Source organism: Thermococcus sp. MAR1, from assembly GCF_012027305.1.
Lineage (GTDB): Archaea > Methanobacteriota_B > Thermococci > Thermococcales > Thermococcaceae > Thermococcus.
Map to the genome: position 1 here is coordinate 501,956 of NZ_SNUF01000001.1, position 14,360 is coordinate 516,315.

The 14,360-nt window shown below is 52.4% G+C and carries 12 protein-coding genes, 2 tRNA genes and 1 CRISPR repeat array; of the genes, 7 read left to right on the forward strand and 7 right to left on the reverse strand.

The features are described 5' to 3' along the window. Window positions 1-2,304: a TRAP transporter fused permease subunit gene (locus E3E25_RS02870; RefSeq protein ID WP_167892625.1), complete on the forward strand. Its 2,304-nt coding sequence runs from the start codon at window positions 1-3 to the stop codon at window positions 2,302-2,304. 41 nt (window positions 2,305-2,345) lie between these two features. On the opposite strand, the gene E3E25_RS02875 is transcribed toward E3E25_RS02870, so the two are convergent. Then, a complete protein-coding gene (locus tag E3E25_RS02875) occupies window positions 2,346-2,546 on the reverse strand; it encodes a class III signal peptide-containing protein (RefSeq protein ID WP_167891741.1) in 201 nt (66 codons plus the stop codon). Between the two features lie 78 nt (window positions 2,547-2,624). Continuing rightward, on the reverse strand, window positions 2,625-3,833 hold the full coding sequence (locus E3E25_RS02880; RefSeq protein ID WP_167891742.1) for a hypothetical protein: 1,209 nt from the start codon (window positions 3,831-3,833) through the stop codon (window positions 2,625-2,627). Between the two features lie 52 nt (window positions 3,834-3,885). On the opposite strand from E3E25_RS02880, the gene E3E25_RS02885 reads away from it, so the two are divergent. Both E3E25_RS02885 and E3E25_RS02890 read left to right on the forward strand, forming a co-directional pair. Further along, on the forward strand, window positions 3,886-4,470 hold the full coding sequence (locus tag E3E25_RS02885) for an RNA ligase partner protein (protein WP_167892626.1): 585 nt from the start codon (window positions 3,886-3,888) through the stop codon (window positions 4,468-4,470). A gap of 41 nt (window positions 4,471-4,511) precedes the next feature. Then, window positions 4,512-4,588 (forward strand) — tRNA-Thr (locus tag E3E25_RS02890). A 749-nt stretch (window positions 4,589-5,337) separates the two neighbouring features. Here E3E25_RS02890 and E3E25_RS02895 read toward each other — a convergent pair. Next, window positions 5,338-5,415: transfer RNA gene (locus E3E25_RS02895), tRNA-Pro, on the reverse strand. Window positions 5,416-5,621: 206 nt separating this feature from the next. On the opposite strand from E3E25_RS02895, the gene topA reads away from it, so the two are divergent. Then, window positions 5,622-7,775, forward strand: a complete 2,154-nt coding sequence (topA, locus tag E3E25_RS02900) for a DNA topoisomerase I (RefSeq protein WP_167891743.1) — start codon at window positions 5,622-5,624, stop codon at window positions 7,773-7,775. Here topA and E3E25_RS02905 read toward each other — a convergent pair whose 3' ends face one another. Genes E3E25_RS02905 through E3E25_RS02915 form a run of 3 tightly spaced genes read right to left on the reverse strand, consistent with a single transcriptional unit; the run spans window position 7,776 to window position 9,860 of the window. After that, entirely contained in the window at window positions 7,776-8,957 is a 1,182-nt protein-coding gene (locus tag E3E25_RS02905; RefSeq protein WP_167892627.1) for an NAD(P)/FAD-dependent oxidoreductase, read from the reverse strand. It abuts the gene before it with no gap. A gap of 5 nt (window positions 8,958-8,962) precedes the next feature. After that, complete coding sequence (locus tag E3E25_RS02910; protein WP_167891744.1) at window positions 8,963-9,166, reverse strand: DUF362 domain-containing protein; 204 nt, start codon at window positions 9,164-9,166, stop codon at window positions 8,963-8,965. Further along, entirely contained in the window at window positions 9,138-9,860 is a 723-nt protein-coding gene (locus E3E25_RS02915; protein WP_167891745.1) for a transcriptional regulator, read from the reverse strand. Before E3E25_RS02915 ends, E3E25_RS02910 begins: the two co-directional genes overlap by 29 nt. A 131-nt stretch (window positions 9,861-9,991) precedes the next feature. Between E3E25_RS02915 and E3E25_RS02920 the strand changes: the two genes are divergently transcribed. From E3E25_RS02920 to cas2, 3 genes are all read left to right on the forward strand, one after another. Then, entirely contained in the window at window positions 9,992-10,672 is a 681-nt protein-coding gene (locus E3E25_RS02920) for a thioredoxin family protein (protein WP_167891746.1), read from the forward strand. 117 nt (window positions 10,673-10,789) lie between these two features. Continuing rightward, window positions 10,790-11,722 carry a hypothetical protein gene (locus tag E3E25_RS02925; RefSeq protein WP_167891747.1) on the forward strand — a complete coding sequence of 311 codons (933 nt, stop codon included), beginning with the start codon at window positions 10,790-10,792 and terminating at the stop codon, window positions 11,720-11,722. Between the two features lie 53 nt (window positions 11,723-11,775). Continuing rightward, window positions 11,776-12,611: a CRISPR direct-repeat array (repeat unit 30 nt; unit sequence CTTTCAATTCTCCTAGAGTCTTATTGCAAC). A 514-nt stretch (window positions 12,612-13,125) separates the two neighbouring features. Then, a complete protein-coding gene (gene cas2 / locus E3E25_RS02930) occupies window positions 13,126-13,383 on the forward strand; it encodes a CRISPR-associated endonuclease Cas2 (RefSeq protein ID WP_167891748.1) in 258 nt (85 codons plus the stop codon). Here the strand turns inward: cas2 and cas1b are convergent. Beyond that, window positions 13,380-14,360: a type I-B CRISPR-associated endonuclease Cas1b gene (gene cas1b / locus E3E25_RS02935; protein ID WP_167891749.1), complete on the reverse strand. Its 981-nt coding sequence runs from the start codon at window positions 14,358-14,360 to the stop codon at window positions 13,380-13,382. The two genes, cas2 and cas1b, sit on opposite strands and share 4 nt — an antisense overlap.

Here is a 14,360-nt window from a genome sequence, read left to right on the forward strand (position 1 = left end):
ATGGGGGAGAACCTTGAAAAGATCGAGAAGAAGATAAAGCTCGAAACGACTAGAACCCTTCCTCCGAAACTGAACAAGGTAGTGAGCTCGGCATCGATACTGATTGGTATATTCGAGATACTCTTTATCTTCAACTTCATGTTCCTGCTCTACTCGATTTTTGACAAGCTCGGAATAACCATTGAATTCCTCAAACTGGACTTCCAGGACCAGCAGGTCATGGCCTTTGTCCTAGCGATGATATTCATAATAACTTTCCTCAGGTATCCAGTCATGAAAAAGCAAAAGTACCTCGACAAAGTGATGATCCTCGACTATATCTTAATAATCGTCGGTGTGGTCGCCGCCCTCTACAAGTTCTGGCGCTGGCCAACGTATATGGTTTACTATGACGTCAACCAGACAGATGTCATCTTTGGAGTACTCGCCATAATCCTGGTTCTCGAAGCCACTAGGAGGGCCATAGGGTGGATTCTGCCGACGATAGTGGCTGTGTTCCTCCTTTACGGAATCAGAGATGCTGGCTTCAACTGGACCAGGATAATTCAGTACCTCTACCTAGACCAGGGAATATTTGGAATCCCCTTCTATGTCATGACGATATACGTCTTCGCCTTCGTTTTCTTCGGGGCGTTTCTCCTTAGGATAGGCGTCAGCGATTACATAACTGAGTTCATGATAAGCGTCTTTGGAACCCGGCCCGGCGGACCTGCAAAGGCTGCCGTCATATCGAGCGGTATGATGGGAACGGTGAGCGGTTCAAGCGTTGCAAATGTCCTCACCACAGGAACATTCACCATTCCACTGATGAAGAAAGCCGGGTATCCTCCAGAGATAGCGGGGGCGGTTGAGCCGGTTGCCTCAACGGGAGGTCAGCTCATGCCACCGGTGATGGGTGCAGCGGCCTTCATTATGGCACAGTTCCTGGGGGTTCCATACAACAAGCTCATCATAGCAGCGGTTCTCCCGGCCCTGATATACTACGCTGGAGTGTATCTCTTCATAGACCTAGAAACCAAGCGTCTTGGCCTCAAGGGAATGCCAAGGGAGCACTTTAAACCGCTGAGCTACTTCCTGAAGAAGATTTACATACTGCTCCCGATAGTCGTTATCACAGTGGCCCTTGTATGGGGCATAGCACCACACATTGCTGCAGTATCGTCCTTGGGAATAGCAATCTGGGTAGCGTGGATATCCAAGGACGAGATACCCGGACACGAGCACTTTTACGTCGCGCTGGCATTGCTGACGACACTCCTGATGTTCACCAGCAGGGAAATAGCAAAGCCCGTTGGGGCAGTTCTCTTCATCCTCTTGGCGGTGCTGGTGGGCGCTGCCCTCTTCACCGACAAGGTCGAGTTCAACGAGAAATTTTACATAAGCTTCCTCTTCATAACCATGACAATACTCGGAAAGGCCCTCTACATGAGAAAGGAGGAAATCCTTCTGATGAGCGGAACCTTTGGCATAATATTCTCCCTCATAGTCGGCTACAGGTCAAAGACGGAAGGTGGAAAGAAGATGTACAGTGCAACCTATGAATCAATGATAGACGCGGGTAAAACAAGCACTACGGTCATGCTGGCAGCCGCTTCTGCGGGCCTCATCCAGGGAGTGCTCACGATGACAGGACTTGTCACGGCCCTCGGTTACAAGCTCGTTGACCTCGCCGGAGGAAACCTGCTCCTACTCCTTATAATGGCCATGATATTCAGCCTTATCCTCGGTATGGGTGTTCCAACGACGGCCAACTACGTTATAACCTCACTGGTTGCCGCTCCAGCTGTATATACGGCTGTTGCGGGCAATCCAATATACGATGCCCCAGTTCCTGGTTACAGCACTGCTATAGCTCTCCTGGCGGCACACTTCTTCGTGTTCTACTTTGGAATACTGGCAGACCTAACGCCTCCAGTGGCTTTGGCAGCTTACGCTGGCTCTGCTCTGGCAGGGGGAGACTTCTGGAAGACGGCAATTAACTCGGTGAAATACGCTTTGGCTGGATACATAGGACCCTACATATACTTCACCCACCCGGAGATGTTCCTGATAACCGTGCAAGACTGGACGCCGGAAGTAGCCCTGAGGGTGTTCTACTACCTGCTGGCGACGATACTGATAATGTACATGATGGCAATAGCGATTACGGGCCACTTCAAGTCCCTCAAGGTACCAATGGTCATGAGAGCGGTTCTAGTGATCGTTGGCCTGATAGCAGCATCACTCCACATAATACCCGTCGGAATAGAACTGGCCTTCCTGCTAGGTCTGATCTTCTACGAGAAAAAGGGCGGAGCTTCTTAACGTTTCCTTTTTTATGTATCTGGCCTTTTGACAGAAGGGTCTCACTCTGCGCCGATCGAAGTGTTACTCTCTCCACTGCCCGTCATTTGGTTCAAGATATTCACAATTTCCCGAGAAGTTCTCTCGTTCTGTTCTGCCACTGATTTTGAGAGCTTACCGAGTATCCGAACTACTGTGAGCACTATCAGCAGAGCGGCGGCCACCATGAAAAGGTATTCAATTGCAGCCTGTCCTCTCCGCATACCATCACCCCCATACCATATTAAGTAACTCAATGTTAATAAAATTTTTGTCAGAGGGCAGACAAGAAGAAAAAGACGTCAGTAGAGCATGACCTCGAAGCCAAGCTCGCTCAGCAGATCGGCAAGCTCCTCGCTGTCCACGTATACGAGCAGGTGATGGTTGCCAAGGGTTCCGTCCAGAAAGTCGCCCGCGTCCTCAACGCGGAGCTTGACCTGCGTCCTGCACCTGAAGTCGCTGTGCTCCTGGCCGACCACTTCAACGCCAGCAACAACCGCCTTCCTTCCGCGTATCTTCATGAGGCTTGCCCTTCCCCTTGGCAGCTGAACGTCTACGCCGACTCCCATGCCGCTCTCGAAGTGCGACCTGACGATGTACTTCCCGATGAGGGGCGCGGTGCAGTGGGCCAGGATCACGTGGTTCTCCCCGTAGTCGGCTATGTTACCCATGAACGCTGGCTTATTGAAGAAGCGCCTCGCTATCATCATGCCGAGGAGAGCGTTCAGCTCACCCTCACAGGCGGCTGGAATTCCCTCCGCGTTGAACATGGCCAGCGCCAAGCAGGGTGTTGCCTTGAGTTTGCCTATCAGGTCGAAGCAGCCGATGGTAAAGCCATCGAGCCGGTAGTCCTCCAGTATTCTCTTTATGGCGAGGTATATCCTCCCGGCCTTCACTAAATCCTCCCTGTCGGGCTCCTTTATCTCTGCTGCCTTCCCGACTATCCCCTCAACCGCCTTCCAGCCTTCCGCATCGGTTGTGGCCTCGTAGTACTCGTAGAACTTCTTGAGGCTGATGCTGGTGTATGGGAGCTCGAACTTCTCGTTGATGAGCCAGGGGGAAACGCGCCCTATCAACCCTATGCGCATGCGGAGGAACTTCTCTAAGAGGTCCTTCATGTCGTCGTAGCCAAGGAGTGCGGCTTTAAGCTCGTTGAGGTTCTTCACCAGGGTGGAGGGCACCAGCCTGTCCCTGAAGTACTCCCTGAGCTCGATTCCAGCGGCAAGGGAGTTGTTGAACGGGTCGCCGTAGATGACTATCGGCCGCCGGTAAACGAAAAACTCCTTCAGCGGGCCTTCTGTGCCGCCGGTGAGGGGGTAGAGAACTATGGCATCAACTTCGTTGAAGTTGACCTCCTCTTTGGCCTCCTTGAAATCCCTCTTCGTCGAGATGAAAAAGCCTCCAACAACATCGAATTCTCCTGCGAGGGCCGTTATGAACTCCGAGGCCTTTTTCTCGAATGCCTTTGGGTTTGCAAGCTCGCTGACTCCAAAAACGACTCCAACCTTCATGCTTTCACCTAACCGTTTTAAACTTCCGCACTTAAATAAGCTTGTGGTGGTCATGAGGTTCGTCCTTGATACGAGCATCTTCGTAAACCCAGAGATACGGGACAGGTTCGGTGGCTCCCCAACTGAGGCCATGAGGACCTTTCTGGGCTACGCCGAGAGGCTCTTCGGGAAGGTGGAGTTCTACATGCCCCCCGGCATCTACCGCGAGGTTATGCACTTCGTTGATGAAGAAGAACTCCTCCCGGAGATTGAACTCTACGTGATTAAGAAGCCCCCCAACGTCCACGACATCAAGATTCCTGCCTTTGTGGTCTACGAGCTGATAGATGACATCAGGAGGAGGATAGACAAGGGACTCCGCGTCGCCGAGAAAGCCGTCCGCGAGAGCGTCATTGAGACTGACAACGTGGACAAGATAATCCAGAAACTGAGGAGGAACTATCGAAAGGCCCTCAGAGAGGGCATCGTTGACAGCAAGGAAGACTTTGAACTTATATTGTTAGCAAAAGAGCTTGATGCGACTATAGTTTCCGCTGACGTTGGCATACTCACATGGGCGCAGAAGATGGGCATCAAGTGGATAGATGCCGCCAACTTCAGGGACGTCCTGGAAGGCCTCGTTGAGAAAATGGGCTGAGGGAAAAATTTATAAATGCCGGCCTGCATGGTATCATCGACGCCCCGGTGGCTCAGCCTGGTGGAGCGGCCGCTTGGTAAGCGGCAGGTCGCGGGTTCAAACCCCGCCCGGGGCTCCACAACGAAAGACAAGGGGGCGGAGCCCCCTTATCTCTCTGTACTCTCAAACCCCCGGAGTGGGGCTTCGCCCACGTTAAGAAACTTTTCTGGGGAAAAGTTTCATTAAAACTGACATGCCTTTTAGAGTTGTTAACCTAATTTAGGGGTTTGCTTTAAACTCCATCCTCGTGATAGGGGTTTCTTCTCCTTAGCGCCCTTCGGGCGCTGTTTTAAAGTAAACACTCCTTTTAAATTGCCCAACGCAATTGCAAACCCTCTTAACTGCACCTTTTAAAGAAGCATACCAACTCCTAACTCCTTCTGGACAGTTAAGACTTTTTGGTCAAGCTTTGCGCAAGCAAAGGTTGCTGGGGGGCTAACGCCCCCACACCCCCAAAACTTTGCCCCACCGAATAAGCTTTTTAGAAAAGCTTGATCAACAGACGCCTCTTCCGTTAACGCTGAAACTTTGCCCTGCAAAGTTTCCTGTACTCTCAAACCCCCGAAATGGTTACACTCTATATCCTATTCCGTTCCTTCCAAACTGGCGGGAATCAGGCGTACACTCTTAACTTTGCCTGTGAGGAGGGTTTAACTTTAAAACAGGGGGTTGAACGGGTTTCATTCTTATTCTGGCGTTCTTTGAATGCCTTGAGGCGAGTGAAACACTATTAGAATGGCAATTGGGGGGTAAACCGCGTAGAAGACAAGCATTTTAGAATTGCACGCGCTCTTTCCGTCAACGCTTTGCGCCAGCAAAGGGTTGTACTGGTGGGGCCGCCGGGATTCGAACCCGGGTCACGGGCTCCCAAAGCCCGCAGGATGGACCAGGCTACCCTACGGCCCCGCCCGCGGTAGGTGCATGGGGAGGTTCCTTATTAAGCTTTTCGCTGGAAGCTTTTCCTAAGGGACTTCACATCGAGGTTGCGGATGGAGGTCATACCCTGAATTGGCATCTTCAACGGGAGCTACACTCTTTTGGTCAGGCTTTATCCAAAAGCTTGCTCCGCAGGATTTTTATAATCCACCCGCCTATCGCCTCAAGGTGTCGTCATGGTCACGCTCATCATAGCCGAGAAACCCAACGTCGCGAGAAAGATAGCCTACGCCTTGGCTGAGGGCAAGCCGGTGAGGAAGACCATCGGCAAGGTTCCCTACTACGAGTTCACGCGCGACGGGAAGAGGATAATCGTCGCTCCAGCAGTTGGTCACCTCTTCTCTCTCGCACCGAAGACTAAAATCTACAGCTATCCAATCTTTGACATCGAGTGGGTTCCCGTCTATGTGGCCGAAAAAGGAAAAAGCTACGCCAAGGACTACATCAAGGCATTGGCAACGCTCGCCAAGCGCGCCGACGAGTTTGTGGTGGCATGTGACTACGATACCGAAGGTGAAGTTATTGGCTACACCGCCCTCAAGTACGCCTGCGGCGTTGACCCGTCAAAGGCAAAGCGCATGAAGTTCTCCGCACTCACCAAGAAGGACCTCCTCAGAGCCTGGTACAACCTCGAACCGACGATAAACTTCGGGATGGCCGATGCCGGAATAGCTCGCCACGTTCTCGACTGGTACTGGGGCGTGAACCTCTCCAGGGCTTTAACATCGGCCATAAAGCGTGCCAGCGGCAAGTGGCAGGTTCTCTCCACCGGCCGGGTCCAGGGTCCGACGCTCAAGTTCCTCGTTGACAGGGAGAAGGAGATTCAGAACTTCAAACCCACACCATACTGGGTAATCAAGATGCTCCTCGAGAAGAATGGCCAGCAGTATACGGCGGTCTATGAAAAGGAGCGCATACTCGATGAAAACGAGGCGAAGCGCATCGTTGAGGAGGCAAAAAAGGGCCCGGCCTTCGTCGAGAAGGTCGAGGTCAAGCAGCAGAACAGGCATCCCCCCGTGCCCTTCGATCTCGGAACCCTACAGAGGGAAGCTTACTCCGCCTTTGGATACAGCCCGAAGAAGACGTTGGAGCTTGCACAGCGCTTGTATGAGCGCGGGCTCTCGAGCTATCCCAGGACAAGCTCCCAAAAACTTCCCAAGAACCTAAACTTCCGCTCCATTCTCCAGAACCTCGCCAAGTTACCCGAGTACAAGCCATTCGCCCATGAGCTCCTTGGTAAGGAGCGGCTCAAGCCCGTCGAGGGCAAGAAGGATGACCCCGCCCATCCGGCAATCTACCCGACGGGTGAACTACCCAAGCCCGGCGAGCTTACCAAGGACGAGGCCAACCTCTACGACCTCATTGTCAGGCGCTTCCTGGCCCTCTTCATGGAGCCGGCGGTGAGGGAGATTATGAAGGTCGTGATAAACTCCAACTCCCATCGCTTCATTCTGAGCGGTGCAAGAACGGTTAAGGAGGGCTGGCTGAAGGTCTACGGCAAGTACGTCAAGTTCGACGAGGTAATCCTTCCTGCCTTCAGAGAAGGTGAGCCAGTCAAGGTCCTCCAGATAAAGCGCGAGAAGAAGAAGACGAAACCTCCAGCCCGCTATTCGCCCGCGGCGGTTATCAAAAAGATGGAGGACCTGGGTATAGGGACGAAAGCCACGCGCGCCCAGATTCTGGAGACCCTCTACAGCAGGGGCTACATCGAGGGCAAGCGGAAGATAAAGGTCACTCCCCTCGGCATGCGCGTCGTTGAGGCCCTGGAGAAGAACGTGCCTGACATAGTGAGCGTCGAGCTGACAAGGGCCTTCGAGGAGAAGATGGAGGAGATAATGGCCGGGAAAGCAAAGAAAGAAAACGTCATTGAGGAGAGCAAGAGCCAGCTCATCAAAATCCTAAAGGTCTTCAAGGAGAAGGAGCTCGACATAGGGAAGATGCTCATGGAGACTACCGGAACCGGGGCGACCACCTCAAAAACGGCCGCCAGAAATGCATCCATAAAAGAGCTCAGCGAGGAAGAGGAAAAGGCGGTTAAAAAGGCCGTTGGTGGGGAGGAGAAGAAAGGTCCGCTCGTCATAGGCAAGTGCCCCAAGTGCGGCGGCGACCTCGTGGTGCGCTACAACAGAAAGACCGGGAAGAGGTTCGTCGGCTGCTCCAACTGGCCGAAATGCAACGTCACATATCCACTCCTCCAGCGCGGCGAGATAATCCCCACGGGCAAAACCTGCTGTGGCGGCGCCCCCGTGGTCAAGATACGTGAGAGGGGCCGTGAGTACGAGATATGTGTGGACATGAACTGCAGGGATTGGAAGAAAGGTAAGAAGTGATCAAAGCAGCTGCCTGAGGAGGTTTATTCTCCTCGGGCTGAGGATGACCTTCGGATGCTTCAGGAGGGCCTTGATGACCTCCCCGTAGTCTCCACCCGCTATCTTCTCAGCGTCGGCGCTGTTGAGTACCTGGATGAAGAGGTCCAGGTCTTCATCGGTGAGCTTCTCCGTGACCTTTCTGACCTTGAGAACCTTTTCGAGCCTCTTTCCATCGGTCTCCCACCATTCTTTGGTGTAGTTCTGGAGGAGCGAAATGTTCTCCTCTTCCAGGGCCTTGACTATCCACTTGCTCGCTATGGTTCCGGCCTCCATGGCCTCGGCCATTCCGCCGCCGTGCATCGGGTTTACCTGCCTGGCGGCGTCGCCGACGACGACCACGTTGTCCTTGGCGAGTTCCTTGACGAAACCACCAACGGGAACGACGCCGACGTTTATCTCGAGGAGCTTCTTTGCTGGAATCTCGTTCTCCCTCAGCCACTTGTCGAGGTAGTACTTGGCCGTCTGCGGGTTGTCGGAGTTTATGCCTATTCCGACGTTGGCCCTGTCCTCGTCCTTTGGAAAGACCCAGACGTATCCCCTAGGGGCTATCTCGTTGCCGAACCAGAGGTGTATCAGGTCCGGGTCGTAGCCCTCGATGAGCATCTCGTACTCGTAGGAGGAATCAAACTCGTGGGGAGGAGCGTAGGTGTTTATCCCAGCCTTTCTAGCGATGGTGCTTTCCACGCCGTCGGCAGCAACTACAACGTCGGCGTAAATCTCGACCGGCTCATCCTCATGCTTGGCCTTGATGCCTGCTATCCTCCCGTCCTTTCTGATGACGTCCAGCGCCTCTGTCCTGGCGAGTACATCTGCTCCAGCCTTGGCCGCGTAATAAGCCAGCATCTTGTCGAAGACCTTTCTCTCGAGGATAACGCCGCTGACGTCCTTATAGCGGAGCTCGAGCTCGTACCCGCTGGGCGAGTACAGCTTGGCACCGTATATCTCGCGGTTGATGAAGCGCCTGTCGTAGGGTATGTCGTACTTCTCAAAGACCTTGATGCTTATGCCTTCGGCACACTGTTTCGGCGTGCCAATGGCGGGCTTCTTATCGATGAGCAGAACAGAAAACCCGGCTTTAGCAACGTTTCTCGCGACTATGGGCCCGGCGATTCCGGCGCCCACTACAACGACGTCGTATTTCATCCCGTTCACTCTCCCACCTCCAGGGGTTCAGCGCTCAGTGCGCCCACTGGGCAGGCGGTAATGCATATCCTGCAGTAGATGCACTTGTCCTGGAAGAATTCCCAGCCGCTCGAATGGACTTCAATTGCAAGCGTCGGGCAGACTCCAGCACAGCCACCGCAGAGATAGCACTTGTCCTCGTTAACCACGACCCTTATTTTCTCCGGCATATTCGACACCGCCAAGCTTTTGTTTTAGCTTGTCCTCGTCGATTTTGATGGTTCCGTCTTTTATTATTAACGGTACGAACCTGTCCAGCTCCTGCGCCTTTACGAGAACCTCTCTCTCCTTGAGGTTGAGCCTGTCGCTCAGCTCCTCGACGGTGGCCTCGCCCGTCAGGAGGAGGTAGTGCAGTATGGCCAGCTGGGTCATGTCGCCTATCTCCTTGAGGTACCTCTCCTTCAGCTCCTTCATGAGTCTGTCTCGTCTGCTTTCGATGGACTGCAGTGCCCGGAGTATCTTCTCAAGCTCCGAACTCAGCTCCAGGAACGAGCTGACCATCTCCAGAAGGCTCTCGTGTTCGGTTGGTATGCGGGTCAGGTCAACCTTGACCTTTTCGATGGGCGTCCCTTCGAGATCAAGGCCACGGTACCAGAAGAGGTTTGGGGTCACCGTGGTAACGTAGGTCTTTGATATGGCTATGTCGTAGTACTTCCTCGCGGGCCCTATGAATGGCCCTTCCCTTTCGTAGGATTTCAGAATGCCCTCTCGTTCCATTATTTTAAGGTGCTTCGCCACCGCCGTTGAGGAGACGCTAACCTTGCTGCTGAGGAAGCTGAAATAGCATTCCGTGCAGGTGAGGTGGCTGAGCAGATCGCGCCTCACCTTGTTCCCCAGTATGTAAAAGATGTCGGGTTCAGTCATGACCTACACCACCCAAATCTGTGACGTAAAGCTTATATAGTGAACATTTAACCTTAGGTTGCAAACCGGAATTGAATTCCACGGAGAGATTGTAATCCAATCGTTATAAACCTTATGTGGAGGTGTTTGGAATGGGATTGATTAGCGACGCTGACAAGAAGGTCATCAGGGAGGAGTTCTTCTCTAAGATGACGAACCCGGTCAAGATCATTGGATTCATCGGAAAGGAGCACTGCCAGTACTGCGATCAGCTCAAGCAGCTGGTTCAGGAGCTCAGCGAGCTCACCGATAAGCTCACCTACGAGTTCCACGACTTCGACAGTGAGGAGGGTAGGAAGATAGCCGAGCAGTACAGGATCGACCGCGCTCCGGCCGTCACGATAACCCAGGACGGCAAGGACATGGGCGTCAGGTTCTTTGGCCTCCCGGCCGGCCACGAGTTTGGGGCGTTCCTTGAGGACATAGTTGACGTCAGCAACGCCCAGACGGACCTCATGCCTGAGAGCAAAGAGGAGCTTGCCCAGATAGACAGGGACGTCAGGATACTCGTGTTCGTAACCCCGACCTGCCCGTACTGCCCGCTCGCAGTCAGGATGGCCCACAAGTTCGCCATCGAGAACACCAACGCCGGCAAGGGCAAAATCCTCGGCGATATGGTTGAGGCCATCGAGTACCCGGAGTGGGCCGACCAGTACAGCGTTATGGCCGTTCCTAAGATAGTCATCCAGGTCGACGGCGAGGACAAGGTCCAGTTCGAGGGTGCTTACCCGGAGAAGATGTTCATGGAGAAGCTCCTCGCGGCCATCGAGTGAGGCCCCCGGTTTTCTACCTTCTTTTGTGATGTTTTTGTCAATGTCCCCCCGATTCTCTGCCCGACTTTTCACGGAAAAGTTATAAATCCCTCAACCCAGCCCATACCGGGTGGGCAAATGGGGACGAGAATCGGCGGTGTGAACGTCAAATTCAGCGGGGAACTTGACGACGGTTTTGAAGAAGCTTTCACCGGACTCTTCGCGAGACGCTATCTTCCGGACGTTGGAAAAAGCTCCGGCGATGTACAGGTCATGGTTGAGCGGTTTAAGGGGGAGAAGTTCAGGGTCTTCAGTGCCGCCTACGACTACATGGGGCGGGACGAATACAAGATAGAATCGGGGACTCCCTCTGCATATGGCAACGAGGCACCGGTGTTCTTTATCCTTCAGGCCGCTGCAAGGGCCGGCGCAAAGCTGGGCAGGGTTTTTATAACGGACTCCGTTGGAGTGGTGGCCCCCAACGGAAAGGCGATTCTCTTCATTGGTTATCCCCACACTGGAAAGAGCACCATGTCAGTCCTTGCAATGGCGGCCGGGATGCCAGTTTTAAGCACTGAGAACACGGTCGTCGAGGTCAGGGACGGGAGGCTTACCATAGTCGGCGGCACGGACGTCCTCGTCTATGATCCAAGGGTCGAGGGCATTTACGACGTTGAGGTGCCCTACGATGAGCAGACCCGGAGCGGGTACAGGATAAAGGACCTGCGAAACGATCCCAAGAGGGTGAACCTGTTGAGGGAGGGCGTGGAGATAGACATGATAGTCCTCCTTCACGCGGCCTTCAACTGTATGGAGGCGAGCTTCTCCAGGATAAAAGGTAGAAAGGTCAGGAAGACGCTCTGGTACTTCTCAACTGCCCTTATGAAGGGGCTTGATTACTATGACCCGATGCCACTTCACGTTCCAATGAACGATGAGATAAGCAGAAACCTTCGTCTGTTCCTCGAAACCGCCTCCAGCAAATATTCCGACCGGATGTTCGAGGCCTTCGGAAACCACAAGACCGTCTTTGATAGGGTCATAGAAATGGCGATGGCGCGGGATGAGTGACTTTCAGACTCTATGCCCTCAACGCTCATGTTAATTCAAAATAAATCGCCGCGCTTTCAATTCTCCTAGAGTCTTATTGCAACATGGGAAGATTTGGTGTGCAATTAATCACTATACGAGTCTTTCAATTCTCCTAGAGTCTTATTGCAACGCAACTCGTCGTCATCGATAAGGACTTGAACCTTGCTTTCAATTCTCCTAGAGTCTTATTGCAACCACCTTGTAGACCTTCCCATCCACGTAGACCCTGCTCTTTCAATTCTCCTAGAGTCTTATTGCAACCCATGTTTTTAGCCAATTTAATCGCATGGGATAGCATTACTTTCAATTCTCCTAGAGTCTTATTGCAACGTAAGGCTTACCCCGCGCCCACTCCTCAAAACTCCCGCTTTCAATTCTCCTAGAGTCTTATTGCAACATACGCCATAAGTCCGAACCTTCCCCCCACTCCTTCCTTTCAATTCTCCTAGAGTCTTATTGCAACTCAGGTACGTCGAAGATGCTTACCTCGACCTTAAGGCCCTTTCAATTCTCCTAGAGTCTTATTGCAACACACCTCTCCCCTATTGCATGCCCGCAAAAATGCACTCTTTCAATTCTCCTAGAGTCTTATTGCAACCTTCTCTTTAAGCTCGTTGAAGGCTTCTTTCTTGAATTCCTTTCAATTCTCCTAGAGTCTTATTGCAACTTTAGCTATTCATACACTTATAAGCTCAAAGTCGCCTTTCAATTCTCCTAGAGTCTTATTGCAACTGGCAACTTTCGACGTCGATGTCGCAAGCTACAGCTCCTTTCAATTCTCCTAGAGTCTTATTGCAACATGGAAGAAAAGAGGATAGAGCTTGAGGAGTTCGACGAACTTTCAATTCTCCTAGAGTCTTATTGCAACAGGCGGGAATTTTGCCCTGTTTTGTCTGTGTAGTCCTAAGAACGCCCCAATATTTAAGCCTTTCTGGAAACCGCCGTAAAAGAAGCTCCAGAAAGACTCAGATTCGAGGCTTCTAATTGGGAAACATAACACAAAATCTCCGGAGAAAGTCCCAGAACTCCAGTGAACAAAACGTTCAAGTGATTTCCAAAGCATCCAAAAACCCTTAAAGCTCAGAAGAGGGACTGAAATCAGATTAAAACCAAAATAAAACAATTTCAACAGGGTTTGAGTTGGAAGGGACTCCCTCAAGCCACAATCCCGAGCTCCGAAGAAAATTCGTAACAACACAACAGCAAAAACAAAACAGGATGTAACAATATAAAAAGACCAAAAACCGATTTCCCAGGCCATCTGAGAGCAGTTTTTTGGATTAAAGGTGCAGATAGGCACCATAAGTCCAATCAAAAGAGCTTGAACGTGATAGAACCAAAACCGTTAAATCTACGTGCTCCAATCTATTCAAGGTGGTGGCGTGTACATAGTCATCGTCTACGACGTGAACGTGAAGCGCGTCAATAACGTCAAAAAGTTCCTGCGCCAGCACCTTCACTGGGTGCAGAACAGCGTCTTCGAGGGGGAGGTAACGAGGGCGGAATACGAGAGGATTAGGGCCGGGCTGAGGGAGATAATTGATGAGGACGAGGATTCGGTGGTAATCTACCGCCTCCGCTCCCGGCCCTTCAGGGAAATTTTGGGGACGGAAAAGAACCCGTTGGAGGACGTTATTTAAAACCACGCCACCAGCGGCTCGTACTCCATCACCCTAAAGAGGTGCTTGATGAGCTTGTAGGCCTCAAGGCGGATAAGCCTCTTCTTCGTCACGTTCTTCTTAAGCTCCTGGTGCCTGACGCTCTTCGTAAGCTCGTTCTCGTATTCCTTCACGACTTTCCTAATCCCTTCATTGCTCAAAAGAACGCCGTTGAGTTCTCTCCTGAAGTCTTCCCGCGTTATAACTCTTCTCTTGACCAGCCTCGTAGCGAGCCTGTCCACTATGACCGGCTTGAAAATCTCGCTTAAATCTAAAGCCAGGGAAAAGCGCCTTTCAGCGGGCTCGTGGAGGTAGCTGACAGTTGGCACGAGCTGGGTGTTGTAGAGCTCGGAAACTATTGTGGCATAGAGCCTTGAGTTGAGGAAGCTTATCAGGGCGTTCATCTCGTTCTCCGGGGGTCTTCTTGAGCGCTTCACTATCTTGAAGCCCTCTGGCAGGTGCTCGTCCCATCTCGAATAGTACTCCTGCCTTATCCTCGCCTCGACGTTCATGACCTCGGTTATTCTATGAGCCTCTTCAAGCTCTTCAAACAGCGTCTCCAGCAGGCCTGAGAAGCCATCATTAACTTTCCAGCGTTTCAGGTTCTTCTCCATGTTGAGAGCTGAGCCTTTAACGAAGAGCCTTGCCAGTTCAAGTCTTTTCTCCAAGTCGAGGTAGTGCTCGGCCTGCCTGATGACCAAATCCCCCGAGTTGAGGCTTTCCCTTGGATAAAAGCTCCCGTCGTAGTGGCCGTAGTGGTTGAAGAAGTGCACCGCTATTCCCTTCTGGGCGAGGAAGTGGAGGGCTTGAGAGCTTATGTTCACGTGGCCGTAGATGTAGATGTCGTAGATTCCCTCCACCGCGAGCGGCTTCTTTCCCCGCTCGTTTTCAAAGTAGAGTGTGTTCTCCCTCCGGAAAAGCGTCCCGTCCGAGAGCAGGGTTATGGAGCGCTTCCTCAT